This is a genomic window from Thermaurantiacus sp. (genome assembly GCF_053487655.1).
Window position 1 is genome coordinate 1 of the sequence record NZ_JBRCLD010000093.1, and the last position, 5912, is coordinate 5912.

4 protein-coding genes are annotated in these 5912 nt (G+C 66.8%); 2 read left to right on the forward strand and 2 right to left on the reverse strand.

Going from position 1 to position 5912, the window contains the following annotated elements; genetic code table 11:
• Nucleotides 1-1916 (reverse strand): S9 family peptidase (locus ACWIQA_RS09115; protein ID WP_448582759.1); only part of this gene is annotated, 1916 nt, incomplete at its 3' end.
• Between the two features lie 42 nt (nt 1917-1958).
• Between ACWIQA_RS09115 and ACWIQA_RS09120 the strand changes: the two genes are divergently transcribed.
• Together ACWIQA_RS09120 and ACWIQA_RS09125 are read left to right on the forward strand one after the other, a co-directional pair.
• Nucleotides 1959-3740, forward strand: coding sequence for a chorismate-binding protein (locus ACWIQA_RS09120; RefSeq protein ID WP_448582760.1), 1782 nt, complete (start codon nt 1959-1961; stop codon nt 3738-3740).
• A gap of 64 nt (nt 3741-3804) precedes the next feature.
• Nucleotides 3805-5007, forward strand: a complete 1203-nt coding sequence (locus ACWIQA_RS09125; protein ID WP_448582761.1) for a pyridoxal phosphate-dependent aminotransferase — start codon at nt 3805-3807, stop codon at nt 5005-5007.
• 97 nt (nt 5008-5104) lie between these two features.
• Here the strand turns inward: ACWIQA_RS09125 and ACWIQA_RS09130 are convergent.
• A partial coding sequence (locus tag ACWIQA_RS09130; protein WP_448582762.1) for an alpha/beta fold hydrolase occupies nt 5105-5912 on the reverse strand: 808 nt, incomplete at its 5' end.

Here is a 5912-nt window from a genome sequence, read left to right on the forward strand (position 1 = left end):
TCCCAGAACATGAGGCTCGTCCAGAATTGATAGTCCTGGTTCTCCTTGCGGCGGAAGCCATGACCTTCATTGAACGCCACAAGGTGCCAGGCCTCGCCGCCGCGTCTACGCACCGCTTGCACCATCTGGTCGGCTTCTGATGCTGGCACGCGCGGGTCGTTGGCGCCGGTTACCACATAAAGCGGGACCCGGATCCGGTCGGCCCGGCCGAGCGGGCTGATGGCCTTGAGCTTCGCCCGGCTCTTCGGATCGCGCTCATCCCCATATTCCACTCGGCGCAGATCACGGCGGTAGTCGGCCGTATTCTCAAGGAAAGTGACGAAATCGGAGATGGCAACAACGGCGAGCCCGGCGCGCCACAGCTCAGGATAGAGCGTCAGCGCCGCATAGGTCATGTAGCCGCCGTAGGAGCCGCCAGTCACCCCCACCCGGGTGCCATCAATGCCAGGGTCGGTTTTGAGGTGGCGGACGAAGGCAGCGATATCTCTCACCGAATCCTCACGCTTCCAGGGGCCGTTGTCGAGGGCCACGAACGTCTTGCCATAGCCAGTCGAGCCGCGGACGTTGGGAAAGAAGAGGGCGAGCCCGCGCGCGTTTATGAGATAGTTGTTGCGGCCCTGGAAGACCGGGCGGGACTGGGCTTCCGGGCCGCCGTGGATGTGGACGAGCAAGGGGCGGGGGCCGGGGAATCGCGCTCGATCGGGCCGGTAGAGGAAGCCCGAGACCTCGCGGCCGTCGAAGCTTCGGATCTTGACCAATTCGGGTTCGACGTTCCGGGATGGGTCAAGCCCGCCCGTCTCGGAAAATGTCCAGCGCCGGAGCCTGCCATCGGGCGTCACGCTCCAGGCGTCGCCGGGAGAGCGGGCGGATGACAGGGTGAACCCAAGCTCACCCCAGGGCGCGAATTCGAGGCCGGAGATGACCCCGACCGGGACGGCGGGCTCGGCAAGCACTGCGCCGGTCCGCGAATCAAGCACCCTGAGGCGCGAAATGCCGGCCTCGTTGGTGACGACCGCCACCCGCGCGCCATCGGGCGAGATGGCGAACTCCTCGACATCCCAGCGCGCCGGCGCGCCGAGGCGGGTGAAGGCGCCGGTTGCTGCATCCACAAGCCCAAGCTCCTGGAACTCGCCAAGGCGGTCAGAGGTTGCAAAAATACGCCCGTCAGGTGCGACCTTTGCTGCGCCATAGGCAACTTGCCCCCGGTCGCGCGTGATCGGGAGAACCGCACCAGTTGCAAGGTCAAGCCGGGAGAGTTCGGACTGCTGAACCGAGACCACGCGGGCAATGAGTGCCGACTTCCCGTCGGGGAAGAAGTCGCGGAAAGCCCAGCCACCGCCCTCTCGCTCGGCAACCAGCCGGCGCGAGGCGGGATCGCGCGGGTCCATGACCCACAGGTCGGTGTCGCGGCCATTGCGCGCGTTGGAAGCAAAGCCGACAAGGCGGCCATCCTTGGACCAGGTGGCACCCGTGTTGCGGCTCTTGCCATCGGTCAGGAGCTGCATCCGGCCTTCAGCCAAGCGGAAGAGCTGGAAATTCTCGGCCCCACCCACGTCGGCCGCAGCCAGCAGCACATCCCCCTTTGCCCCACCGGGCGCAAAGCTGCCTTGCGCAACCGGCTCCGCCTCGAAGCTCAGCTGCCGGCGCGCGGCGCCGGGCGCGGCGACGAGATGGAGCTGGTTCGACTCGCCAAAGCGGGTGGCAACGAGCATGCCCCCCGACTGCGGGTCCCAGCCCTGGAAGCTTGCGGTGCGGAACTCCATCCACGGGCGCACGCGCTCAGCAAGCTCGGCCGGCACCATTGGTGCGCCATCGAGCCTGAGTGCGGCTGGCGGCGGCAGGTCGCGTGCAAGCGCAGGCGCAGTCAGCAGCAACGCAGCAAGCCAAGTGGCGATTTGGCGGCTAGGGCAGGTCATCGTCTCTCCCTGTGAGCGGCTGCTTCGGCTAGCAGCTGCCGTGTGGCGGCTCCAGGTGAATTTCCGGCCCAGCCTTTCGCCCTGTTCCCGCGCGCGGGTGGGCGTGGTCTGCTGTTTTCAGCCCCGGTTGCCTGCATCGAGGCAAGAGCGCTTGAGGATGTCGAGCCAGCGCTTGCACGCGCCCGGGGGCTGGCGCGTGAGGGCCTGCACCTTGCCGGCGGGCTCGCCTATGAGGCAGCGGCAGCCTTCGAGCAATGCGCTGCCCAGGCGCTAGCACGCCATGTGCAAGCCCTGGAGGAGCCGCTGCTGTGGTTTGGGGCCTTTCCCGCGCCGAGCGAAGTGGAGCTGGCAGCCCTCCCTGGCTGGGAAAGGCTGGCGGACTGGGGGGAGCCTCTCCTTGCCATCGATGCCAAAACCCATGGTGCAGCAGTTGCAAGGCTGCAGGCCTGGATTGCGGCTGGCGACATTTACCAGGCCAACTTGACGTTCGGCTGCAAACTTCCGGTCTGGGGCCACCCGGTTGCGCTGTTCGCGCGCCTGTTCGCGCAAGCGCCTGCGCCCCATGCCGCGCTTGTCTTTACTGGGCGGCACTGGTGGCTCTCGCTTTCGCCCGAACGCTTCTTCGCGCTCAAGGATGGGATGCTCCGGGCTGCGCCCATGAAGGGAACTGCTGCGCGCCCGCCGCTTGCGCGCGATGACCATGAAGCCGCCCGGGCGCTTGCTGCAGACCCCAAGAACCGGGCGGAAAATCTCATGATTACCGACTTGATCCGCAATGACTGCGCACGCGTGGCAGCAGCAGGCTCCGTCCGGGTGCCGCGCGCATTCGCAATCGAGAGCCAGCCCTACGTCCACCAGATGGTGAGCCATGTGGAAGCGCAGCTTGCACATGGGCTCGACGCCTTCGACGCGCTCAAAGCCCTCTTCCCCTGCGGCTCAATTACGGGTGCACCCAAGCTGCGCGCCATTGAACTGTTGGCAGAAGCCGAGCCCAGGCCGCGCGGTCTCTATTGCGGCGCCATCGGCACCATCGGGCCAGATGCGGCCTCTGCCGACTTCGCAGTCGCCATCCGGACACTCGTCATCGCAGCCAACAAGCCCGAGGTGGCAACACTCGGGCTTGGCTCTGGCATCGTCGCTGACAGCAAGCCTGCTGCCGAATGGCGCGAGTGTCTTGCCAAGGCCCGGTTTCTCGAGCGGCGCACGCCCGAGAGCCTCATCGAGACAATGCGGCGCGAGGCCGACGGGCGCGTGCCACTGCTGGCGCGCCACCTTGCGCGGATGGCGGCATCGGCATCCCGGTTCGCCATCCCGTTCGAACCCTCAGCGGCGGACGCGCTTCTGGCGCGGCTGCCGGCGCGTGGCGCGGCGGAGCGGGTCCGACTGCTGCTCAGTGCAGCGGGAGCGCTGGCCGTGGAGGCCGGGCCGGCACCGGCGCCGCCGCCTGTGCCGGTCACGCTTGCGCTGGCACCGCTTCCCTTGCCCCCTGACGACTGGCGCCTGTTCCACAAGTCCTCCGACCGCAGCTTCTATGATGCTGCCCGCCAAGCCGCAGGTGCCTTCGAAGTGGCGTTCGTGCGGGCCGATGGGTTCGTCACCGAAGGGAGCTTTACCAGCCTCTTCGTCGCGCGGGACGGTGCCCTCGTCACCCCACCGGTCCATCGCGGCCTTCTGCCCGGCGTGCTGCGGGCCGAGCTTTTGGCAAGCGGGCAGGCGGTCGAAGGCGATCTTGCGGCCGCCGACCTGGTCCAAGCGAGCCAGCAAGGGCGACTCTTCATCGGCAATGCACTGCGCGGGCTGATCCCGGCCATCCTTGCGTCCTGAGCGCTTGCAGCAAACCGCCTCCTGCCCCTATGCGCGGTCAGCCTTTCATCCCCGGGGTCTTGCCATGTCGCTTCTTTCGGCCGCCATCGGCCGCATCCAGCCCTCGGCCACCGCCGCCGTCACTCGCCGCACAGCTGAACTGAAGGCGCAGGGGCGCGACATTATCGGCCTTGGCGCTGGCGAGCCTGACTTCGACACGCCTGACCATGTGAAAGAGGCAGCGATTGCTGCCATCCGCGCCGGCCAGACCAGATATACGATTGTCGACGGCACCGCAGAGCTCAAGGCCGCGATCCGGGAGAAGTTCCGCCGCGACAACGGGCTCGACTATGGCCCCGATGAAGTGACTGCCAATGTCGGCGGCAAGCACACCATCTTCAACGCCTTGGTCGCCACGCTCGACCCGGGCGATGAAGTGGTGATCCCGGCACCCTACTGGGTCTCCTACCCCGATATCGTGCAGTTCTGCGGTGCAACTCCCGTCGTGGTCCCCTGCCCGGCCTCAGCTGGCTTCAAGCTGACTCCCGAAGCGCTTGATGCTGCCATCACACCGAAGACCAAGTGGGTCATCCTCAACTCACCTTCCAACCCGACTGGGGCCGCCTATAGCGAAGCCGAGCTGAAAGCACTTGCAAACGTGCTCCTTGCGCACCCGCATGTGTTCGTGCTGGCCGACGACATGTATGAACATATCGTCTACGATGATTTTCGGTTTGTCTCGCTCGCCGCGGCCGAGCCGCGCCTGTTCGAACGCACGCTGACAGTGAACGGCGTTTCCAAGGCTTATGCCATGACCGGCTGGCGGATCGGCTTTGCTGGTGGGCCAAAGCGGATTATCGCTGCCATAGCGAAGCTCCAGTCACAGTCGACCACCAACCCCTGCGCGATCGCCCAGGCGGCAGCGACAGCCGCGCTCTCAGGCCCACAGGATTTCCTGAAAGCGCGGGCGCGCGTCTTCCAGGAGCGGCGCGATCTCGTCGTCTCCATGCTGAACCAGTGCGAGGGCCTGACCTGCCTGCGACCAGAAGGGGCCTTTTACGTCTATCCCGACTGCACGCCTCTCATCGGCCGCAAGGCACCCGACGGGCGGGAGATCCAGACGGACGAGGATCTTGCCACCTGGTTCCTCGACAGCGAGGGGGTGGCTCTCGTCCATGGCGGCGCCTTCGGCCTCTCGCCTGCCTTCCGCATCAGCTACGCCACTTCCACCGACCTTCTCGAGGAGGCCTGCCGGCGCATCCAGCGCGCCTGCGCAGCGCTTGCCTGACGAGCGCCCTGCAAGCCTGCTGGACGCCTGCCATCGCGAAGCATGCCGACCGGCGCCTGCTGTGCCCCCCGGCCCCCCTCGCGACACCCACAACGCCCTAAAGGCCTGCCAGAAAGGCTTCGAGCGCGGCATTGACGGCTTCGGGTGTTTCCTGCTGGACCCAGTGGCCGGCGCGGGGCACGAGGGTGGTGCCGCGATAATCCTGGCAGAAGGCGCCGGGGTCGGCGTAGAGATCGACACCGGGGACGAAGTGGCGCACCAGGTCGGCCTCGCCGGCGATGAAACAGGCCGGCTGGGGAATGGTGCGGCCCTTGACCGGCGCGCGCTCGGCAAAGTCGAGGTCCTGGGCGCGGTAGCGGTTGATGGGCCCGCGCCAGCCTCCTTTGCGGAACGCTTCCACAAAGACGGCCATGTCGGCCTCTGGCATCCACTCGGGCAGGCGGTCGGGCGCAGCGAGCCCGTCAAGAAGGCCAGCTGAAGGCGGCTTGTTCATGAGGAAGGCCATGTCGGTGCCGGCGGCGGAGAGCCCGAAGTAGATTTTGTGGAGCGCCTGCGGGTCGGCCTCGAGCTCAGCCTCCACCCGCCCCTCCTCCTGGAAATAGAGCTGGTAGAAGAAGCGGTCCTTGTAGAGCTGGCGGGCAATGTCGAGGAAGGAGACTTCGCCCATCGGGACATAGGGGACAGAGAGACCAGCAACGGCCACCACCTTTGCTTCGTGGCGGAGCGCCGTGTTCCAGACGATGGGGGCGCCCCAGTCGTGGCCGACAAGGACGGCCTTCCCGCCCAGCGCGTCGATGATGGCGGCGATGTCAGTACAGATGACCGAGAGGCGGTAGGCCTCGACCGGCCAGGGCTTGTCGGACCGGCCATAGCCGCGGACATCGAGGGCTGCGACCCGGCGCCCG

What these genes read in the sequence shown, in the direction of transcription:
- ACWIQA_RS09125 (WP_448582761.1), top strand. Translation starts at nt 3,805, where the DNA reads ATGTCGCTTCTTTCGGCCGCCATCGGCCGCATCCAGCCCTCGGCCACC.